The organism is Niveispirillum sp. FG148 (genome assembly GCF_057809655.1).
This window is the reverse complement of record NZ_JBMDKJ010000003.1, coordinates 346371-365261: the sequence shown is the minus strand read 5'-3', so window position 1 is coordinate 365261 and position 18891 is coordinate 346371. Positions and strand designations below refer to the sequence as shown.

Sequence of the window (18891 nt, the reverse complement as noted above, 5' to 3'; positions counted from 1 at the left end):
GGAATCTGTGCGGCCATAATGCATTCGGCTGTGTGTGATGTCGCAAGTTAATAAGAGATTAACCATGCGATCTATTTCGTGTAATCATGATGCCGCGAATCAAAGATGAAATAAATAATTAACGTATTAATATTGATGGTTTCTTTGGTGAGCATTCTGGGGGTGTCGACCCGGCTGCCGGTGGCGCAATCCCGCGCGCAGCAACGATGACAAGGTTGTCAATCGTCGGAGATCTATAGGCGCAATAAGTGTAAAATTAGATATTTATTAGATTAAACCGCTGCCGAAATGACGGCTTCAGCTGTTTAATGCTCTTCCGGCATCCGGCATTCGCGCAAGGCCGCCCCGGCCAGCTGGTCCGACGTGACCGCGCATTGGGAAAAATTCGTCCACTCAATGGACGCACCGGAGAAACGGACCGACAATTTGCCGCCGCCGCGCAATTCCAGGTCGCTGAAATCAGCATTGTCGACAATGGTGTGCAGCAGGCGGGCATTTTCCAGTCCCGCCCCGCGCAGATCGGCGTTGGACAGCTCCGCATAGGCCAGGGTGGCGCCGCTGAAATCGGCGGCGGCCAGGCGCGCATGGGCCAGCTTGGCGCCCGTCAGGTCGGCCCCGCGGAAGGACACGGCCGACAATTCGCGCCCGCGCAGATCCACGCCGCGCAGGGCCAGGCCCGCGAAATCCGCCCGCGCCCCCGACCGGCCGCCGGAATTCACCCATTCCTCATGGGCGGAGACGATGCGGTCCGTCTCCTTCAGATTGCTCAAATGCTCTTCGAACGCGGGATTGCCGGCGAACAGGCGCTTGGTTTCGTCATTCACCGTGAAGACGGCGTTCTTGATATTGGCGCCGGTGAATTTGGCCCGCGCCATGGACGCCCCCAGCAGCACCACGCCCTGCATGTCGGCGCCCGACAGATCGGCGCCCGACAGATCGGCGTTGCGCATGTTCACCCCGCGCAGCCGCACATTCTGCAGCACCGCGTCCTGCAACGTGGCTTCCTCCATGTTGCAATAGGACAGGTCGGTGGTGAATTCCCGCTGCTTGGCCACGCCGCCGCTGTTGAGCGTGATGGAGCCGACACGCATGTCAGACCCCGTCATCTTGGCCTGATGCAGGTCGGACTTGTAGAAGCGGGTGCCGCGCAGGTCGGCGCGCGTGAAGTCGCAATGGCGCAGATTGGCGCCGATGAACAGGCTGTTGGACAGGTTGGACGCCTGGAAAGAGCAACCCTCCAGGTCCGTATAGGACAGGTTGCAGGCCAGCAGCAGGCATTGCGAGAGATCGTAATTGTTCAGCTTGATGCCCGACAGATTCTGCAAACGCATCTCCAGCCGCTTGCCCGCGTGACCACGGGCAAAAAGCGTGTGCTGGGCCAGCATGACCTGAAGGTCGTGCGAAGGCAGCGTATGGGCACTCTGCGGCTTGTTCATCAGGCGAATTGTTTCTCGAAGGGCCTTGGAGGTGAGGAGTATGCCATACACCCGGCGACGGGGAACCCGCCAACATCTCCTGACCGTCCTGGCCAAAAGGGGTAGGCAGGCAGGGACGCCCGTCAACCCCAGATCTGACCCTCGTCGGGGAACAGTGTCGCCCCATCGTAGTGCAATCCAGGTTCCCGGTCGCGGGCCAGCAGCAGGGGGCCGTCAAGATCGACATAATCGGCCCCCTGCGCCAGCAGCAGGGCCGGCGCCATGGACAGCGACGTGGCAACCATGCAGCCCACCATGACCGACAGCCCCAGTGACTGCGCCCGCGCCTTCACAGCCAGGGCTTCCGTCAGGCCGCCGGTCTTGTCCAGCTTCACATTGATGACGTCGTAGCGGCCGGCTAGTTCCTCCAGCCCCGCCAGACCATGGGCGCTTTCATCGGCGCCGATGGGCACGGGGCTGCGGAACCCGGCCAGCGCTGCGTCGGCACCGGCAGGCAGGGGCTGTTCGATCATCTCCACCCCCAGCCGGGCCAGCGCATCGGGCAGGGTGGACAGGTCGTCGGGTGTCCAGCCCTCGTTCGCATCGACGATCAGGCGGCTGGCGGGGGCAGCGCGGCGCACGGCGGCCACCCGGTCCAGGTCGGCGCCATCGCCGGCCAGCTTCAGTTTCAGCAGCGGCCGGTCGGCGGACGCGGCGGCGGCCTGTTCCATGGCATCGGGACTGTCGATGGACAGGGTGAAGGCGGTCGTCACCGGGGCGGGCGGCGCCAGCCCCGCCAGTTCCCAGGCCGGACGGCCCGCGCGCCGGGCGGCCAGGTCCCACAGTGCGCAATCCAACGCATTGCGCGCAGCCCCGGCGGGCAGCGCGTACAGCAGGCGGCGGCGGTCCATGCCGCGCGCGAACAGGTCCCGCGTCGTCTCCATCGCCGCCGTCACGCTGTCGATGGATTCGCCGTAGCGGCCGTAAGGCACGCATTCCCCCCGCCCGACGCGCCCATCCGCATCGCGCAATTCCGCGACCAGCACATGGGCCTCGGTCTTGGCCCCGCGCGAAATGCGGAAGGTGCCGCGGATGGGGAAGCTTTCGGCCCGGATCGACAGGGTCAGGGATGCTGGAATGGCGGCGGCCATCGCTGTCTCCGATTAATTCTCCGGCGAAGAATCTATAACAGGTACAGGCACTTGTCGAAGGACAGCGGCATCGCAGCGCAGCAAGGCACCATTGCCATCGCGCCGATGCACCCCATGTGGTAGACCGTTTGGAAAACCGATACCGGCTGGCTCAGGACTTGGACCCAAGATGAATTTCAAGGACGCCTGGCGCGAATCACTGGCGATTTATCTGCTTCTCCTCTCCGATCCTGGTCGTGTTCTCCGGTTTGCCGGTGCGCCTGCCCTGGTCCTGGCAGTGCTGGGCGTCGCCCAGATGACGCGGTCGGGTGAAAGCGGCGGCAGCCTGCTGCTGTTCCTGTCGGTGCTGGGCATGATCTGGGGGCAGGGCCTGTGGACCGTGCGCTGGGGCCGCTTCCTGCTGCTGGGTGAGGACAAGGTGCAGTTCTGGGACATGCCGTTCGAACGCCGCATGTGGCGCACGGGCGGTATCCTGCTGTCCATGCTGCTGCTGTCGGGTCTGGCATCCATCCTGCCCGCCAGCATCATCATGACCCTGCTGGCCGGGCTGACGGGGCATGGCCTGGCGGAAAACCCGGCTGCCAACGATCCCGCCGCACTGGCCAGTGCGCTGCCCGACTGGTTTCACCTGCTGACATACCTGGTCATCCTGGGCATGACCTTGTGGCCGGTCGCCCGGCTGGGCCCCGCCATCGGGTCGGTCATCCAGGATGGGCGCTTCGTCCTGGGTGCCAGCTGGAAGGCGACGGCGCGCCTGGGCGGCCTGCCGCCGCTGATGGCGCTGGTGCTGGTCAACCTGCCCATCCAGGCGCCGGCCGCCATTCTGCTGATCCTGGGTATCCAGGCCGACAGTCTGCTGCTGGTGCTGATCGCCAATATCATCCTGTCCGTCACCCATCCGCTGGTGACGGCTACGACAGCCCTGCTGTGGACCCGCATCTATGGCGTGGCCATCGGCCCCTATCAGCCGCGCATCATCGTCCGGGATGAGGAATGATCAGCGTGCGGCAAGGGTCGGGCCGGTCGATGCGCTGAACCGCGCCATCGGGCCAGCGCACCTCTACCCTATCCACAATGCCAGCGCGGCCCAGGCCGAAATGGGCCACCGGTTCCATCTGGCAGAGATAGCCGGAGCCCGCGCAGATGGCCCGCATCTGCATCCGGTCACCCGACCATAGACGCACGACAGCGCCGCGCGCCGGCGCCCCCGCCGCCGTCAGGGGCCGCACACGCAGCCAGCTGTTGCCCCGCGGCTCCGCGATGAACAGCGACAGGGGCTGGGGCGCATGCTCGCCATGGGCGACCAGCAGTTCCAGCTGTCCGTCACCGTCCAGGTCGGCCACGGCGGCCCCGGTGCCCAGGCCGTGGGGCAGGGCGGCGTCGCCGATATCCAGCGCCACCCAGCGATCCTCCCGCCAGCCCAGCAGGCGGTTGGGCTCGCCCAGATTGTTGATGAAGATCTCTTCGTACCCGTCATTGTCGAAATCGGCGGCGATGACGGTGCGGGCGCGTGACGGATGGGCCAGTTCAGGTGGGGCGACATCGACGAATCCGCCGCCGGGATGTTGATGGAACAGCCGGTGCGGCCCGTCCCAGTTGGCCAGCATGATGTCGAAGGTGCCGTCGCCATCGACCAGCGCCACGCCGCGCGCCGGCTGGCCCGTATCGGCCAGACCCAGGGCATCGGCCAGTTCGGTGAAGGTGCCGTCGCCCTGGTTGCGGAAGAACAGATTGGGGCCGATCTCGTTGCCGGCGAAAATGTCCGGCCGGTCGCCCAGGATGGGGGCCGCCAGCAGTGACCGCCCGCCCGTGATGGCGTCCAGCCCCACCTCGTCCGCGCGGTCCAGGATGCGGCCGCGCGGCCCCATCTCGTAAAGCCGCATCGGGCCGCCATAATTGGCGACAATGAAGCCATAGCGGCCGGCGCCGGCCCGGTCGATGACGGCGATGCTGCGTCCGGCGAAGCGGTTGGCGACGGCGAAATTCTCCGGCAGGGCGAACAGATCGACCCAACGGTCGCCGAAACAGGCCAGCAGCCGGTCCGAAACCTGTTTGGGACCCGAATAGCCCTCGCTGTTCAGCAGATAGAGTTCCTCGCGCCCGTCGCCGTCGATATCACCGAAGGCCAGTCCGATGGCTTTGCGGCCGTCATCGGCCAGCGGTGGCGGGGTGATGTCGGCCAGACCCTGGCCCGTCCATTTCAGGACCCGGTTGGGTCCGCCATAGCCGGCCACCATGATTTCGTCCTGGCCATCGCCGTCGATATCAGCCACGGCCACGCCGTAATGCAGGGCTGGCTGATTACCCGCGATCAGGTTGGAGCATTCGATGAACATCCGGCCCCCGTTATGGCCGCGTTCCGGTGCGGAAGCGCATCCTTGAATAGACCGGACGGGGACAAGGGGCAAGCCGGCTGACTGTGACGTCTGCGTGGCCCCTGGCCGCGCGGGGAACGCCGTCATCCCGCCCGCCGGTCGCTACCCGCCCTGCGACGACAGGTCGCCGGCCGGCCCTGCCACAGCCGAAGGTCTGGCAGCGCAACCCTCGCGTTAAACTATGACGTTGCTTTGCACAATTGGCTTGTGTCAGATGACCAGATATCCAGGGGGAACTGGAAACGCGGTGGTGCAAGACCCAGGCTGTCGGCCTGATGGTGTTGCCCCCACGGAAACAGGGGACAAGATGAACGGTGCCAGCGTGCCGGGTGCAGGAAGCGGGTTCGGGAGAATCCTGGTTCTGTCGCTCTGCTTTGGGATGGTTGGATTGGACCGGTTTGTCATCAATCCGGTTTTCCCGGTCATCGCGCGCGATCTGGGACTGGGATACGGTGATATCGGGCTTATTTCCGCCGCCCTGGCATTGACCTGGGGCGGTGCTGCCATCGGCACAGGCCGGCTGGCCGACCGGTTTGGCGTGCGGGCGGTGCTGATCCCCGCCATGCTGGTCTTCTCCGCCCTGGCGGGGCTCACCGGCCTGGCGGTCGGCCTGGGCAGTCTGATCCTGATCCGGGCCCTGCTGGGGGCGGCAGAAGGCACCTTCATGCCTGCCGGCATTGTCGCGGCCACGCGGGCGTCCGCGCCCGGTCGCATCGGCGTCAATGTCGGGCTGCTGCATCTGTGCATGGGGCTGTTCGGTCTGGCGCTGGCGCCGGTGCTGGCGACGCGGCTCCTGGACGTGCTGCCCTCCTGGCGTTGGATATTCGTCATCGCCGCACTGCCGGGGCCGCTGCTGGCCTTTGCCCTTTCGCGCCTGCTGAAGGCCGATCGTCCCGTTCCCCACCCGACGGCAGCCGGCCCCGGTGCCTGGGGGGCCGTGCTGCGGTTGCGCAATGTCCGGGCCTCCGCCATGGCCATGGGCTGCTGGCTGGCCGGTGTCACGACGATGGGCGCCTTCCTGCCCAGCTATCTGACCGACCACCTGCATCTGCCGCTGGATCAGATGGGGATCGTGCTGTCCGGCCAGGGACTGGGCGGGCTTCTGGGCATGACGCTGGTGCCGGCGCTGGGGGACCGGCTGGGCCATCGGCGCGTCCTGGTGGCGGCCACCTGTGTGAAGGTGCTGCTGCTGGCCCTGTTCATGGTCGTTCCGGGGGACGTGCCAATGCTGTTCGCTCTGCTGCTGGTCATCGGCATGGCGGGGGCAGGGGCGACGGCGCTGACCGTCGGCCCGCTGACTGCTGCGGCGGTGTCGCCGGCCCTGGCAACCACGGCCACGGGGCTGGTGGTGGGGGTAGGGGAAATTGTGGGCGGCGCGCTGGCCCCGGCACTGGCGGGGGCGCTGGCCGCAGCTGTCGGCATTGCCATCGTTCCCCGCTTCGCCATTGCCGCCAGCCTGCTGGGTCTGGCGGCCCTGCTGCTGGCGCCGCGAGGGCCGGACCATGGATGATGGACTGTTGTCCACGCCGGGATGGCGCCGGCTGCTGCGTCTGGCCGGCGGATCTGCGGCGCCCGAGCTGCTGTCCGGTCTGACGGAGGCAGGATGGGCGGACTTCCTGCGGCAATGCAACCAGCATTGGCTGACGCCCCTGGCCTACCAGGTGCTGCGCGATGCCGGGGCGCGGCCATCGGTGCCGTCCGCGATCTGGCGCGGCTTCAGACGGGCCTATCTGCTGTCGCGCCGTCGTACCCTGCGATCCGACAGGCTGGCCCTGCCGCTGCTGTCAGGACTGCGGGAGGCCGGGGTGCCGGTGATCCTGCTGAAGGGCATGCATCTGTCCAATCAGATCTACACCGATCCGGCGACGCGTCCGATGATGGATATCGACCTGCTGGTCCGTCGTGAGGACCTGGCTGCGACGGTACGCGTCGTGGAGGCGCTGGGTTACAGCCAGGACCCGGGGGTGCTGCCCTTCCCCGTGAAGCCCTGGAAGCATGCGCGGGAGGATTGCCACCACCTGTCGCCCTTCTTCCACCCGGCCGGGCCGCCCATCGAGATCCACCATGATCTGGAGGTTCCGGCCGTCATGCCCGACATCGATCTGGATGGCGTGTGGCAGCGGGCACAGCCGCTGGCTGTCGGTGGCACGGGGGCTTTGGCTCTGGCACCGGAGGATGCGCTGCTGCATCTCTGCCTGCATGCGGCGGCCCACCACGAGTTCGGATTGAAACTGCTGAACCTTGCCGACATTCCCAGGGCCCTGGACCGGTGGCGGGACCGCATCGACTGGCCCGCCTTCTGGAACCGTGCCCGCCAATGGGGGGCGGAGCGATCGGCCATCATCACCCTGGCCATGGTGGCCGACAGGCTGGGCTGTACGCTGCCCGACGCCGCGGCTCGGCCCATCCGGGCGCAGGAAAAGGAATTGGCGGGGCTGATGGACATTGCTGAGCAGCAGATGCGGTTGAAGGCGGCCACCCTGGCGCGGCGGCGGCTGAAGCATGGCCGCCCCCTGCATCCCCTGCCGGAACAGTCCGTCGCCCTGACCAAGCTGGCGCGGATACCCACCTGGCGCGGCAGGCTGGGCCTGATCCTGCGCCGCGCCTTCGTGCCGCGGATCGAACTGGCCCACTGGGCCGGCGTGCAGGGCCAGCCCGTCTGGCTGCCCATGCTGTATCCGGCCTATCTGGCCGCCTTTGTCGGGCGGCACGGGCGGCGTGCCCTGATGCGGATGGCCGGACCGCGCGGCCCGGCATCGGAGACCCTGCCGCCCGCGGCGGAGGCCGATCGTCGGCGCCTGGCCGTCTGGCTGCGGGCAGGGTGAGGGGGATGGCGATCGACCTTGCCCCTGCGTCCGTGGGATGGCGCGTCCTCTACACCCCTGGACCTGTTGCTGTGGAAATCATCGGTGATGATCCCGCCGATGGTGACTGGCTGGCCGAATTCCTGCCACCCTGGTGCGATGCTGCAGCATCGTCGCCTGATGCGGTGCGCGTGTCCATGCGGCGGTCGGCAGACATGCTGGCGGCGGTGCAGGGGCAATGGAGCGCCCGCCGGGCGGCGGGCCAGACCTTGCCCCCGGCCCCCTGCATCCGGTTGGACAGCCGGACGGTGGCACTTCCCGGCTGGCAGGACGGGGACGACCGGTGGCTGCTGGACCCGGTGACGGAGAGCTTTATCAGGATCGGCCCGGCGGGAGCGGAACTGGTGGCCGCACCGGGTGACGGGCGGGCAAGGCTGGCGCTGCTGGCCCTGGTCCGGGAAATCCTGACCGCCGGGATCGCGATGCGGCGGCCGGTGGTGGACCTGCATGCCGCGGCCTGCGCGCGCGACGGATGGGCCCTGGCCATTGCCGGCCGCAAGGAGGCGGGGAAAACCTCGCTGCTGTGCCATCTGCTGATGGCGGGCGGGGTTGCGCATATGTCCAACGACCGGGTCTTTGTGGAGCCGGCCAGAGATGGGACCATGGCCAGCGGCATCCCGACCGTCACTTCCATCCGCCCCGGTACCGTCCAGACCTTTCCGCAGGTGCTGGCGCGGGCGGAGGAATTCCCGGCCGCGGCCCGGTTCGATGCGGAGGCGCCGGTGGGGGATGCGGCACCGCTGATGCTGACCCCGGCGCGCTTTGCCGGCCGGCTGGGCGTGGCACGGCTGGGCCGGGCGCCGCTGCGCGCCATCCTGCTGCCCGAAATTACGCCCGGTATCGATGGCTGGCAGGTGGAGCGGGTGCCGCCGGCCCTGGCCCCGGCGATGCTGCGGCCCTGCCTTTATGGCCCCTCGGCGGACCGGGAGCGGTCGACCCTGTTTTCCAGCCTGTCGGGGGTGCCCGTGGCGGGAGGGCCATCCATGGGGGATCGGCTGGCGCTGCTGACATCGCGCGTGGCCGTCTACCGCTGTCGGCTGGGTCCGCAGGCCTATGCGCGACCGGCCGTGGAACTGTGGCAGGCGCTGGGATGGACGGGAGGGGCGGCATGACAGTGACGGCCGCCGATGATATCGCCCGGGCCGTCGCTGCCTTCGGCCGACGGGTGCAGCATATCGAGCCGCTGCGCCCCGGCGTCGGTCTGGTGCGGCCCGCCGGGGCCTTCCGCGTGGAACTGGCGGGGGGCGGCTGCCTGAAGGCCAGACGTTTCGGGGAGGAAGCGGTGGCGCAGCGCCAGCAACTGCTGCGCGCCGGCCTGCCCGACGATTTCGCGCCCGTGCTGGCCCGATATGGTGCCGTGCTGCTGGAAGCCTGGGTCGACGGGCAGGTGCTGGACGATGCTGCCGCCAATGCCGACCGGGTGGGGCAGGCGGCGGCGGTGCTGGCCCGACTGCACGCGGTGGGCCAGGCCGGGGATATGGACCTGCCCTTCATGGGGGATCTGTCCGGCTTGTGGCGCGACGTGCGGGCGGCGCTTGGCGCGCTTCAGGAAGGTGGGTTGCTGCCGGCGCCCGTGGTGGCGGCCCTGTGTGATCGCCTGGACGCGGAGGCGCCGGCAAGCGGGGCCCTGATCCTGGCCCATACGGATTTCTGCGGCGAGAACATGGTGATCGACCTGACGGGAGCCCTGAAGGTCATCGACAACGAGCATTTCCGTCCCGGTCCGGCCGGCATGGACCTGGCGCGCTGCTGGTACCGCTGGGGCTGGCATGACTGCGCCCGCCATCCCTGGCAGTGGGATCATTTTCGCGACGCTTATCTGGCGGCGGGCGGCGACGTGGCGGCCTTCCGGCACGAAGCCTGCTTTCGCATCGCGGCCGCCACCATCAGCGCCGGGCTGCGCCACGGTCTGGGCCCGACGGCCCTGGCGGCCCCCCTTCAATGCCTGCGCGCCCTGGCATGACCACCCTTCCATCCCCGAGAGCTGACCGGATGAACACGCGCCGCACCATTGTCGCCTTCGTCTTCCCCGGACAGGGGCATCTCAACCGCATGCTGCCCGTGGTTTCCGGGCTGTGCGGGCGGGGGATCCAGGTGGTGTTCTATGCCCCGGAACCCGCCCGCCCCTTCGTCGAGCGCACGGGTGCGCAATTTCGCGACATTTTCGGCGGCCGACCCATGGAGGTGCCGGATGACGCGTCCACGCCGCTGCCCGTCCGCTGTGTCAGCTTCGCAGGATATTGGGGCGACCAGCTGACGCAGGAGGTGGCGGCGCTGAACCCCGCCCTGATCCTGCATGACAGTTTCGCCCTGGTCGCCCGGGTGGTCGGCCATCATCTGAAGATCCCCCGCGTCGCCATGCGGGCCGGCCATAACCAGCGGATGAAGATGATGATGGCGGAAGGCCGCGTCCGCGAGCCGGTCCACATCGCGCCGGCATGCGAAAGCGCTGTCGCGGCGCTGCGGGAACGCCACGGCATTCCTGATGCCACGCCCTTCTCCTTTCTGGCCGATGACCCGGACGTCGATCTCAACATCGTTTCCGAGCCGCCGGAATTCCTGCCGTCAGACGCGCTGGAGGGGCTGGAGCCCGTTGAATTCTTCGGTTCCTGCTGGCCCGAAGGGGAGGGGCTGATCCCCGAGTTGCCCGATCCGTTCGGGCCGGATGCCGGGAACGACCTGCGCGTCTATGTCGGCTTTGGCGGGACGGCCTGGATGATCTGTCCTGATCAGGCTTTGGCAAGGCTGGAAGCGCTGGCCGATGGTATCGCGGGCCAGGCCGGGGTGCGTGGCCTGATCAGCCTGGGAGGCCCCATGGGGCCGGGGGCCGCGGAACGTCTGACGCGTCCCAATGTCCGGGTGGAGACGTTTGTGAACCAGACCGGCATATTGCGTCACGCCGACCTGTTCGTCACCCATCACGGCCTGAATTCCACGCATGAGGCCGTGTTCAGTGGCGTGCCCATGATCTCCTGTCCCCTGTTCGGGGACCAGCCGGGCATGGCGGCGCGCTGCGTGGAACTGGGTCTTGCGTTGCCGTTGGTGATGCCCAGCGAGCCGTTGACGGCGGCGGATGTCCGCCGGGTCCTGGACCAAGCCAGGGCCGACCTGCCGGCGTTGCGTGCCCGCGTCGCCCAGGCCCGGGAATGGGAGCGGGCGGTCATGGCGCGGCGTCCCGCCGTGCTGGATCGCATTATCGAGATGATGCGGTAGGGACTGTCACAATCCCCATATATTGTGTGTCCTGTTGATTCTGCTCCGCGTCATCCCCCGTCACCCCGTTTCCTGGCCCGCCAAGGCAGGCGGGCCGCCATTATCCCTGTGTCGACCCCACCGGAGCGGCCGGCCTGTCGCCGCTTTCCGCATCCGTCAAGCATCGCCGGACGCATGGCCCGGCTGCGTTGGCCCGCACCCTTGGAATGGCTGGGGTCAAGCCTATTCATGATGGACAGGGCGGAAATTTCTGCCTTGTGGCGGGGGCGGGATTTGGTACGATCCGGGCCTCAGCCAACAAGATGTTGTGTTCTGTGGATATTTATCCACAGGTGGGGCACTGGGGAAAACGGGGATAAGTCATGCGTGATGGCGAAGTGAATGAGTGGACGCCGCAGGCGGGCGACGTGTTCGGTCAGATCCAGATGCCCAAGCATCCGGCGGTCACTGTGGACCGTTCGCGCGACGAATTGCTGACCACGTTCGGCAAGGCGACGCTGGACGACCGTTATCTGATGCCCGGCGAGTCCTATCAGGATCTTTTTGCCCGCGTCGCCAGCTACTATGCCGACGATCATGCGCATGCCCAGCGCCTTTATGACTATATCTCCCGGCTGTGGTTCATGCCGGCCACGCCCGTGCTGTCCAATGGCGGCACCAGCCGCGGCCTGCCCATCTCCTGCTTCCTGAACGAAGCCAGCGACAGCCTGGAAGGCATTGTCGGCCTGTGGAATGAGAATGTGTGGCTGGCCGCCAAGGGCGGCGGCATCGGTTCCTACTGGGGCAATCTGCGCTCCATCGGCGAACAGGTGAAGGACAGCGGCAAGACCAGCGGCGTCATCCCCTTCATCCGCGTCATGGACAGTCTGACGCTGGCCATTTCCCAGGGCAGCCTGCGTCGCGGTTCGGCGGCTTGCTACCTGCCGGTCTCCCATCCGGAGATCGAGGAATTTATCGAGATGCGCCGCCCCACCGGCGGTGACCCCAACCGCAAGGCGCTGAACCTGCATCATGGCATCGCCATCCCCGATGCCTTCATGCGCGCGGTTGAGGCGGACGAGGAATGGGCCCTGACCAGCCCCAAGGATGGCAAGATCCTGCGCCGCGTCAAGGCGCGCGACCTGTGGATCCGCATCCTGACGGCCCGCATGGAAACGGGTGAGCCCTATCTGCTGTTCATCGACCATGTGAACCGCGCCATCCCGGAACATCACAAGCTGGCCGGCCTGACGGTGAAGATGTCCAACCTGTGCAGCGAGATCACGCTGCCCACCGGTCTGGACCCCTGGGGCAAGCAGCGCACGGCCGTCTGCTGCCTGTCCTCGCTGAACCTGGAAAATTTCCTGGAATGGCAGGACCATCCCACCTTCATCGAGGACACGCTGCGTTTCCTGGACAATGTCATGACGGACTTCATCCAGAAGGCTCCGGATGACATGACGCGGGCCAAGTACTCGGCCATGCGCGAGCGGTCGGTGGGTCTGGGCGTCATGGGCTTCCACAGCTTCCTGCAAAGCCAGATGATCCCGATCGAAGGCGTCATGGCCAAGGTCTGGAACAAGCGCATGTTCGCCCATATCAAGCGTCATGCCGATGCTGCGTCGGTCAAGCTGGCGCATGAGCGAGGGGCGTGCCCGGATGCCGCCGAATATGGCGTCATGGAGCGTTTCTCCAACAAGATCGCCATCGCGCCGACGGCCAGCATCTCCATCATCACCGGTGGTGCTTCGCCCGGGATCGAGCCGGTGGCCGCTAACGCCTATACCCACAAGACGCTGTCGGGCAGCCATTCGGTGCGCAACCCGTACCTGGAAAAGCTGCTGGCGGAAAAGGGCCGCAACGACGAGGACACCTGGTCGGAAATCACCCTGAACAGCGGTTCCGTCCAGCATCTGGATTTCCTGACCCAGGACGAGAAGGACGTTTTCAAGACGGCTTTCGAACTGGATCAGCGCTGGCTGATCGAACATGCCGCCGACCGTACCCCGTTCGTCTGCCAGAGCCAGTCGCTGAACGTCTTCCTGCCGGCCGACGTGCATAAGCGCGATCTGCACCAGATCCATATGATGGCCTGGAAGAAAGGCGTGAAGAGCCTGTATTACCTGCGCTCCATGTCGGTGCAGCGCGCCGAGAGCAACGCCACCAAGGAGATCGGCCGCGCCAAGCCGGCACCGGCGGTGGAAACGAACAAGTACGAGGAATGCCTCGCCTGCCAGTAAGCAGGTCCAGTCCAAAAAGGCCGCCATCGGGAACCCGGTGGCGGCCTTTTTTTCCGTCCAGCGTGGGGGAGGGTTAAGGGCTTGTGCCCTTCACGCGGTCCATCACCTCTGCGAAGGTGGCGACCCAGATTTCGTCCCGATGGGCGGCCAGATAATCCACGAGCTGCTGATGCGCCTGGGCGGTGACGATGGAATAGTCGCCGCCCAGGCCATGGAAGCCGATGACGCCAAGCCCGCCCTGCTTGCGGATGTCTTCGACATAGGCGATCAGGTCGGCACCCGTCACCGTGTCGGGGAAGAAGGTGGAGGGCACGTAATAGGGATCGAGCTTGTCCGGACTGGCTGCCGGTGGGGCGATGCCGCGGGCATAGCGCACCAGCCCCGAAGCCCGCAGCGCATCCACATAATCCTTGCCGCCCACCTGTCTTTGCCCGCAGGGCATGGCGTAGGTCCGGTCCGTTTTTCCGTCGATGGCGTAGAGCAAGGTGTTCTGCACCTTGATCTCCGTCAGCAGGTCGGCGATGTCGTAAGATTCGGTGGTCTGGTGATCGGACATCTTGAAGGTGCCGCGTGCGCAAGGATGGAAAACCGTATGGTTTGCCAGCTCATGCCCGTTCACGGCGGCGGCGCGCCAGCGTGGCACCAGTTTCTGATCGAAAATCGCAGACATGAAGAAGGTCCCCTTCAGGCCTGCGGCATCAAGCTGCGGAATAGCGACGTCCAGTTGCGATGCCAGTGAGTCGTCATAGGTCAGGACGATGGCGGCCTGCCGCCCACCCGGCCAGTTCCAGCCCGTAGCCGCAGCAACGGGGCCGATCCCAAGCGCCAGTGCCATGAAGGCGATGACCAGCCGCATATCCCATCCCCATGTCAGAAGACGCGGTAATTAATCAATATTCGCCCGAAATGACAATTACTCCGCGTCGGCAGACGGCAGACGGCAGGCGGCAGGCGGGGTCCGGGGCGCTCGCAGGCGCGCGACGACCGGGATAGGCCCCGTCCGTGCAAGGGCAATTGTTCCCTGTTCGGACCGACCTCATGCGCTCAACTGCTGCCCTTACGGCCCTGCTGCTGCTGTCCGCCTGTTCTTCCCATGCCGATGGGCCGCCGGGCGGTCCGGGCGGGGGGCGTCCCATGGGCGGGCGCGTGCCTTTGACGCTGGCTGGCGAAATGCTGGGCCGCATGGCGCCGGACGAGGATGCCTATGCGGCTGCCGTTGTGGAATGGGCCAAGGGCGTCGACACCAATCATGACGGCTTTATTTCCGCCGACGAATTGAAGGTGGATGTGGCCCGGTTCCATGCCCTGGTCGACACGGACAAGGATGGCACCATCAATGCCCGCGAGCTGGGCGATTACCGGTTGGCCCGACAGGCCGCCCTGCGCGGCGGCGGCAAGGGCCAGCGCCCGGATGGTCCGCCCCCCGATGGGCCCGAGGGCGGGGGGGATCGGCCGGCGCCCCCGCCCGACGGTGGCGGTGAAGGGCCGCCGCCTGGCGAGCGCGGCGGGCGGGGTCCCGGTGGCGGCGGCCCTGCTGGCGGCATGGGCGGTGGTGCGGGCGAGGACAAGGTGATGTCCGCCGACCGCAACCTGGATTTCCGGGTGACGCTGGAGGAATTGCAGGGCCTGGCGCTGGAACGGCTGCGCGCCACCGATGCCGACAAGGATGGCCGCGTCAGCCTGGAGGAGATCCGCGCGGGCGCCATCATCGCCTATAATGAGCGACCGGCCCGCATGGGTGGCCGGCGTCAAGGCGGCGGTGGTGGTCCGGGCGGTGGTGGCGGCCCGGGCGGTGGTGGCGGGCCGCCGCGCGGTTGATCGCACGACCAACTTCCGCCTTTTTCAGTTGGCACCGTACCGGCGGCCCCTTACACCAGACGGGGCCTTGTCCGGAACGGAGCTTTCCATGCGCGTGATGACCAGGGCGGGGGTCTGCCTGCTCCTCTCGGCGACCCTGCTGCCCCTGGCGGGGTGTGGCGGTAACGATCCGCGTCTGCCCGGCATCCGCTACACCCCCGTCAGCCCGCTGGGCGAGCCGCTGGGCCGCCCGTCGCGTGAGGCGGAGACCTATCGTGCCGCCATGCGCGACTGGTTTGCCCGCGCCGACACCAATCATGATGGCAAACTGTCGCCTGCCGAGATGGCCGCGGAGGCGGACCGCGTTTTCCCGTTTTATGATCTCAACCATGACGGGTTCGTCACTTCGGCGGAGTTGACGCTGTATCGCGTCAATTCACCCTTCCACGAGGCGCCGCCCGACAATGGCAGGCGGCTGCGTCCCGGCCGCATCGACATGACGCCGGACGAGGCGGCGACCGTCCAGAACAATGGCAAGGGCCGGCCGCAATATCGCATCGGCATCGATCCCGTCATGTCGGCCGATGCCAATGCCGATTTCCGGGTGACGCCAGACGAATTGCGGGCCGAGGCCCTGCGCCGTCACACGATCATGGATGAAAACCATGACGGACAGATCAGCCTGTCGGAATTCATGGAGATGGCGGAAGGGCCGATGAAGGCCTGGTCTGTCCAATAGTGATAGGCTAAGTCCCTGGCATCTCTTTTGCTTTTGCGCCCCCTATCCATCGGCATAGGGGGTTGTCATGCCAGAATTCGGTCTGTTCATCGTCCGTCCACCCAAGGGGGTCGCCACCGTCGCGGCCATCCACCCGTCCCGCGCGGTGGACGCCCGCGAAACCCTGAAGCGGCTGCGCACCAGCGGTTTCCATGTTGCACCCCTGTCCAAGGCGTCTGTTCCATCCCTGGAACCGGAAGGGGCCCGCATCCAGCTGCAGGGCCTGGTCAACGGCATGTTTGAACAGGCCCCCTATCGGCCCGCCGTCTCCATGGTCTGGTGATGCGTTGCAATCAGCAACGCTATTGCTGATTGCAACGATCAATCCCAACCTAGACGTGCATGGTCGATGAACCGCGCCAGGGCGGCCGTCATCACGGCGTCACGCCGATGGATAAGCTGCGTCGGGGCCACTGACCAGGGATGGGGTACTGCATGCACGGCCAGGGCGCCGCGCTGCGGCGAACGTTCCACCGCGGCCAGCGGCAGCAGTGAGATGCCGATGCCGGCCGCCACGCCGCCGATGATGCCTTCCAACGTGCCGAATTCCTGCAACCGCGCCTGTCGTGCGCCCAGGCTGGCCAGCAACCCCTCCAGCCGCTCTCGATAGGCGCAGCCGCGCCGGAAGCACAGGGCCGACAGGCCCGGACGCGCCATCGCCTGCGGCCAGTCGACGCCCGCCGCCGTCACCATCACCATATGTTCGGTCCCGACATCGGCGCAGACCAGATCGGGATGGTCGATGGGGCCGCCAACCAGGGCCGCATCCAGGCGATAGGACAGCACCTCCTCCACCATCGCCCCCGTCGATCCCGTGCGCAGGCTGAGTTCGACATCAGGAAAGGCGGCGTGATAGGCGGCCAGCACGGGCGGCAGGCGGCAGGCCGCCGTCGTTTCCATGCTGCCGATGGCCAGTTGCCCGCCGGGCCGGTCCGGATTAAGCAGGTCCCGCAGGCTGTCACGCGCCGCGCGCAGGGCCGCCGTCACCTGCCGGGCATGGGGCAGCAGCCGTTCCCCCGCCCGCGTCGGCACCACGCCCCTGCCGTTGCGGTGGAACAGCGGCATGCCCAGGGCCCCTTCCAGCGCCCGGATACGTGCCGTGACATTGGACTGGACACAATTCAGCCGCCGCGCCGCCGCCGTCACCCCGCCTTCTTCCACCACGGCCAGAAAGAAGGCCAGATCCGTGCTGTCCATGGCGCAATCCATCAATAATAAAGATTTCAAGTATCCTGATATTTCATTTTTCATGATGTCAATCCCGTGCCAACGTGGTGGCGATCACAAAGGGGCGACGCGCATGCGCGATACCTATCGGCTGGCGATGGTGGGGTTGGCGGGCACGCTGCTGGGCGTGGGCCTGGGCCGTTTCGCCTATACGCCGCTGCTGCCGGCCCTGGTGGGCGAAGGCTGGGTCGATGCCACGGGCGGCGCCCTGCTGGGGGCGGCCAACCTGACGGGATATCTGCTGGGGGCCGTCAGTGCGGCCTGGGTGGGGCGGACCCTGGGGGCCGTGCGGGTCCTGCGCGCGGCCATGCTGATGGTGGCCCTGTCGCTGCTGGCCTGCGCCTGGAACGGCGGCATGGTCTGGCTGGGCTTCTGGCGGCTGCTGGCCGGGGTGGGCGGGGCCATGCTGATGATCCTGGCCGCCCCTGTGCTGATGGCCATGGTGCCGGTGGAGCGTAAGCCGCTGGTGGCCGGCATCGTCTTTTCCGGCCTGGGGGCCGGGGTGATCATCAGCGGCACGGCGCTGCCCTGGCTGGCGGGCCATGGCGTTGCAACGGCCTGGGCCGGGATCGGGGTGTTTTCCCTGCTGCTGACGGTGCATTTCTGGCGGCGCTGGCCGTCGGCCCCGCATCTGACGGCCGTGGCGGCACCGGGGCGGCAATCGGCGGCGCTGTGGCTGTTCACCGCCGCCTATGCCAGCGACGGCATGGGCTTTGTCCCGCACACGCTGTTCCTTTCCGATTACGTCGCCCGCGGGCTGGGGCAGGGGCTGTCCATGGGCGGGGTCTACTGGTTCATTTTCGGGGTTGGCGCCCTGGTCGGGCCTGTGCTGGTGGCGCGGATCGCCGGCCTGCTGGGCTTCACGGCGGCGCTGACGCTGGCGCTGGGCGTGAAGGCGATGGCGGTGGCCCTGCCGCTGCTATCCTCGGCCCCGCTGCCGCTGGGCCTGTCCGCCCTGGTCGTCGGGGCGCTGACACCGGGATGTGTGGCCCTGGCATCCGGTGTGGCGGGACAATTGGCGGGGGCGGCGGGGCATACCGCGTCCTGGGCCCGGATGACGGGGTTTTTCGCATTGATGCAGGCCGGCGGTGGCTATGCCCTGTCGGCACTGTTCGCGGCCACGGGCGCGCATCGGTCGCTGTTCGCCCTGGGGGCTTTGGTTCTGATGCTGGGAACGCTGGCGGGGCTGGCCGGCCTTGCCCGAACAAGAAGGATGCAATCATGAAACTCTACATCGCCAAGACCTCCCCCTATGCCCGCAAGGTGGCAGCCCTGGTGCATGAGAAGGGGACGGAAGCGCTGGACCGCGTTGCCATCATCACGGTCGATCCCTGGATCGACCCGGCCGACCTGCAGGCGGCGGCCCCGTCCGGCAAGGTGCCGGCCCTGGTCACGGATGACGGCTGGTCCCTGGGGGAAAGCTGGGCCATCGCCGATTATCTGGATACGGTTCTGCCCGGCCGCCGGCTGCTGCCGGCCGAAGGGCCCGCGCGCTGGCGGGCGCTGCGCCTGTCCGCCCTGGCCCATGGCTTGATGGATGCAGCCTTCAGTGCCGTGGTCGAGGGGCGGCGGCCGGCGGGTGAACAGTCCCCCGGCTGGGTGGCGCGGCAGAAGGCGGCCATTGCGCGCAGCCTGCCGGTCCTGGAAGGGGCTATGGCAGATCTGGAAGCCGAGGGGTTCGGGCTGGGGGGCCTTTCCGTGGCCGTAGCGCTGGACTATCTTGATTTCCGGCATGATTCGATCGACTGGCGCCAGGGCTGCCCGCTGCTGGCCGACTGGTGCGCCGGTATATCCGGACGCCCAAGCTTACGCGCGACGGATCCGCGTTGAGCGCCTAATACCATGTCGCGGT

General features: G+C 67.1%; 17 protein-coding genes. 12 read left to right on the top strand and 5 right to left on the bottom strand.

Going from position 1 to position 18891, the window contains the following annotated elements:
* Nucleotides 1–305 precede the first annotated feature (305 nt).
* The gene (locus tag ACODTW_RS05210; RefSeq protein ID WP_488944874.1) at nt 306–1436 is read right to left on the bottom strand and encodes a pentapeptide repeat-containing protein; all 1131 of its coding nucleotides are present in this window, start codon (nt 1434–1436) and stop codon (nt 306–308) included.
* Nucleotides 1437–1558: 122 nt separating this feature from the next.
* The gene (dgcA, locus tag ACODTW_RS05205) at nt 1559–2566 is read right to left on the bottom strand and encodes an N-acetyl-D-Glu racemase DgcA (protein ID WP_488944873.1); all 1008 of its coding nucleotides are present in this window, start codon (nt 2564–2566) and stop codon (nt 1559–1561) included.
* Nucleotides 2567–2735: 169 nt separating this feature from the next.
* On the opposite strand from dgcA, the gene ACODTW_RS05200 reads away from it, so the two are divergent.
* The gene (locus ACODTW_RS05200) at nt 2736–3563 is read left to right on the top strand and encodes a hypothetical protein (protein ID WP_488944872.1); all 828 of its coding nucleotides are present in this window, start codon (nt 2736–2738) and stop codon (nt 3561–3563) included.
* Here ACODTW_RS05200 and ACODTW_RS05195 read toward each other — a convergent pair.
* Nucleotides 3541–4902 carry a CRTAC1 family protein gene (locus tag ACODTW_RS05195; RefSeq protein ID WP_488944871.1) on the bottom strand — a complete coding sequence of 454 codons (1362 nt, stop codon included), beginning with the start codon at nt 4900–4902 and terminating at the stop codon, nt 3541–3543. The genes ACODTW_RS05200 and ACODTW_RS05195 overlap by 23 nt on opposite strands.
* Before the next feature lie 346 nt (nt 4903–5248).
* Here ACODTW_RS05195 and ACODTW_RS05190 point away from each other — a divergent pair, with 346 nt between their 5' ends.
* From ACODTW_RS05190 to ACODTW_RS05165, 6 genes are all read left to right on the top strand, one after another.
* Nucleotides 5249–6451, top strand: coding sequence for an MFS transporter (locus tag ACODTW_RS05190; protein ID WP_488944870.1), 1203 nt, complete (start codon nt 5249–5251; stop codon nt 6449–6451).
* Nucleotides 6444–7766 carry a nucleotidyltransferase domain-containing protein gene (locus ACODTW_RS05185; protein ID WP_488944869.1) on the top strand — a complete coding sequence of 441 codons (1323 nt, stop codon included), beginning with the start codon at nt 6444–6446 and terminating at the stop codon, nt 7764–7766. The genes ACODTW_RS05190 and ACODTW_RS05185 overlap by 8 nt, the downstream gene beginning before the upstream one ends.
* Nucleotides 7767–7771: 5 nt before the next feature.
* The gene (locus ACODTW_RS05180; RefSeq protein ID WP_488944868.1) at nt 7772–8917 is read left to right on the top strand and encodes a hypothetical protein; all 1146 of its coding nucleotides are present in this window, start codon (nt 7772–7774) and stop codon (nt 8915–8917) included.
* Nucleotides 8914–9768, top strand: a complete 855-nt coding sequence (locus tag ACODTW_RS05175) for an aminoglycoside phosphotransferase family protein (protein ID WP_488944866.1) — start codon at nt 8914–8916, stop codon at nt 9766–9768. Before ACODTW_RS05180 ends, ACODTW_RS05175 begins: the two co-directional genes overlap by 4 nt.
* 29 nt (nt 9769–9797) lie before the next feature.
* On the top strand, nt 9798–11018 hold the full coding sequence (locus tag ACODTW_RS05170; protein WP_488944865.1) for a glycosyltransferase: 1221 nt from the start codon (nt 9798–9800) through the stop codon (nt 11016–11018).
* A gap of 362 nt (nt 11019–11380) precedes the next feature.
* Entirely contained in the window at nt 11381–13237 is a 1857-nt protein-coding gene (locus tag ACODTW_RS05165; protein WP_488944864.1) for a ribonucleoside-diphosphate reductase subunit alpha, read from the top strand.
* Between the two features lie 73 nt (nt 13238–13310).
* Here the strand turns inward: ACODTW_RS05165 and ACODTW_RS05160 are convergent, their stop codons facing one another.
* Nucleotides 13311–14093 carry a polysaccharide deacetylase family protein gene (locus ACODTW_RS05160; RefSeq protein ID WP_488944863.1) on the bottom strand — a complete coding sequence of 261 codons (783 nt, stop codon included), beginning with the start codon at nt 14091–14093 and terminating at the stop codon, nt 13311–13313.
* Between the two features lie 182 nt (nt 14094–14275).
* Between ACODTW_RS05160 and ACODTW_RS05155 the strand changes: the two genes are divergently transcribed.
* The 3 genes from ACODTW_RS05155 (at nt 14276) to ACODTW_RS05145 (ending at nt 16095) form a co-directional block, all read left to right on the top strand.
* Nucleotides 14276–15055 carry an EF-hand domain-containing protein gene (locus ACODTW_RS05155; RefSeq protein ID WP_488944861.1) on the top strand — a complete coding sequence of 260 codons (780 nt, stop codon included), beginning with the start codon at nt 14276–14278 and terminating at the stop codon, nt 15053–15055.
* A gap of 88 nt (nt 15056–15143) precedes the next feature.
* Nucleotides 15144–15773, top strand: a complete 630-nt coding sequence (locus tag ACODTW_RS05150; RefSeq protein ID WP_488944860.1) for an EF-hand domain-containing protein — start codon at nt 15144–15146, stop codon at nt 15771–15773.
* A gap of 67 nt (nt 15774–15840) precedes the next feature.
* On the top strand, nt 15841–16095 hold the full coding sequence (locus ACODTW_RS05145) for a hypothetical protein (protein WP_488944859.1): 255 nt from the start codon (nt 15841–15843) through the stop codon (nt 16093–16095).
* A 38-nt stretch (nt 16096–16133) separates the two neighbouring features.
* On the opposite strand, the gene ACODTW_RS05140 is transcribed toward ACODTW_RS05145, so the two are convergent.
* Nucleotides 16134–17009 (bottom strand): LysR family transcriptional regulator, encoded by an 876-nt coding sequence (locus tag ACODTW_RS05140; protein ID WP_488944858.1) that lies wholly within the window; start codon nt 17007–17009, stop codon nt 16134–16136.
* Nucleotides 17010–17112: 103 nt separating this feature from the next.
* On the opposite strand from ACODTW_RS05140, the gene ACODTW_RS05135 reads away from it, so the two are divergent.
* Together ACODTW_RS05135 and ACODTW_RS05130 are read left to right on the top strand one after the other, a co-directional pair.
* A complete protein-coding gene (locus tag ACODTW_RS05135) occupies nt 17113–18264 on the top strand; it encodes a YbfB/YjiJ family MFS transporter (protein ID WP_488944857.1) in 1152 nt (383 codons plus the stop codon).
* A complete protein-coding gene (locus tag ACODTW_RS05130; protein WP_488944856.1) occupies nt 18261–18869 on the top strand; it encodes a glutathione S-transferase family protein in 609 nt (202 codons plus the stop codon). The genes ACODTW_RS05135 and ACODTW_RS05130 overlap by 4 nt, the downstream gene beginning before the upstream one ends.
* Nucleotides 18870–18891 lie beyond the last annotated feature (22 nt).

Excerpts from the sequence above, each read along its gene's own strand:
- ACODTW_RS05150 (WP_488944860.1), top strand. The coding sequence starts at position 15,144 with ATGCGCGTGATGACCAGGGCGGGGGTCTGCCTGCTCCTCTCGGCGACC.
- ACODTW_RS05165 (WP_488944864.1), top strand. The coding sequence starts at position 11,381 with ATGCGTGATGGCGAAGTGAATGAGTGGACGCCGCAGGCGGGCGACGTG.
- ACODTW_RS05145 (WP_488944859.1), top strand. The coding sequence starts at position 15,841 with ATGCCAGAATTCGGTCTGTTCATCGTCCGTCCACCCAAGGGGGTCGCC.
- ACODTW_RS05195 (WP_488944871.1), bottom strand. The coding sequence starts at position 4,902 with ATGTTCATCGAATGCTCCAACCTGATCGCGGGTAATCAGCCAGCCCTG.
- ACODTW_RS05200 (WP_488944872.1), top strand. The coding sequence starts at position 2,736 with ATGAATTTCAAGGACGCCTGGCGCGAATCACTGGCGATTTATCTGCTT.
- ACODTW_RS05170 (WP_488944865.1), top strand. The coding sequence starts at position 9,798 with ATGAACACGCGCCGCACCATTGTCGCCTTCGTCTTCCCCGGACAGGGG.
- ACODTW_RS05185 (WP_488944869.1), top strand. The coding sequence starts at position 6,444 with ATGGATGATGGACTGTTGTCCACGCCGGGATGGCGCCGGCTGCTGCGT.
- ACODTW_RS05210 (WP_488944874.1), bottom strand. The coding sequence starts at position 1,436 with ATGAACAAGCCGCAGAGTGCCCATACGCTGCCTTCGCACGACCTTCAG.
- ACODTW_RS05175 (WP_488944866.1), top strand. The coding sequence starts at position 8,914 with ATGACAGTGACGGCCGCCGATGATATCGCCCGGGCCGTCGCTGCCTTC.
- ACODTW_RS05155 (WP_488944861.1), top strand. The coding sequence starts at position 14,276 with ATGCGCTCAACTGCTGCCCTTACGGCCCTGCTGCTGCTGTCCGCCTGT.
- ACODTW_RS05135 (WP_488944857.1), top strand. The coding sequence starts at position 17,113 with ATGCGCGATACCTATCGGCTGGCGATGGTGGGGTTGGCGGGCACGCTG.
- ACODTW_RS05190 (WP_488944870.1), top strand. The coding sequence starts at position 5,249 with ATGAACGGTGCCAGCGTGCCGGGTGCAGGAAGCGGGTTCGGGAGAATC.
- ACODTW_RS05140 (WP_488944858.1), bottom strand. The coding sequence starts at position 17,009 with ATGGACAGCACGGATCTGGCCTTCTTTCTGGCCGTGGTGGAAGAAGGC.
- ACODTW_RS05130 (WP_488944856.1), top strand. The coding sequence starts at position 18,261 with ATGAAACTCTACATCGCCAAGACCTCCCCCTATGCCCGCAAGGTGGCA.
- dgcA (WP_488944873.1), bottom strand. The coding sequence starts at position 2,566 with ATGGCCGCCGCCATTCCAGCATCCCTGACCCTGTCGATCCGGGCCGAA.
- ACODTW_RS05160 (WP_488944863.1), bottom strand. The coding sequence starts at position 14,093 with ATGCGGCTGGTCATCGCCTTCATGGCACTGGCGCTTGGGATCGGCCCC.
- ACODTW_RS05180 (WP_488944868.1), top strand. The coding sequence starts at position 7,772 with ATGGCGATCGACCTTGCCCCTGCGTCCGTGGGATGGCGCGTCCTCTAC.